This is a genomic window from Macrococcoides caseolyticum, from assembly GCF_002902665.1.
Lineage (GTDB): Bacteria > Bacillota > Bacilli > Staphylococcales > Staphylococcaceae > Macrococcoides > Macrococcoides caseolyticum.
The window spans coordinates 1-241 of the sequence record NZ_PPRM01000076.1 but is presented as its reverse complement, the minus strand read 5'-3'; the positions used below and the strand labels follow the sequence as shown (position 1 = coordinate 241).

Here is a 241-nt window from a genome sequence, read left to right as displayed (position 1 = left end):
ATGCGCCTTAAAGCGCTCTAAATCGAAATGAAGGCTATCCTTTGTTTTTTCGAATGCCTGATCGATACGTGCTCTTAGATCATCTTTCCATACATACTCGCCTTTATCCTTGAGTTTCTGTTCTTTAATCGTGACCGATGTGCCACGTTCCTTATGCTTTTCAATGACAGGGTAACCATGTTCCTTTACAACTGCATCATTGATGCGTTCGACGATCATCTTTTCCTGATAACAGTGATAC

Annotated in this window: 1 pseudogene; it reads right to left on the bottom strand. The window is 41.1% G+C overall.

What is annotated here, in order from left to right:
* Positions 1–241, bottom strand: a pseudogene (locus CD152_RS09965) (hypothetical protein); the annotation flags it as partial.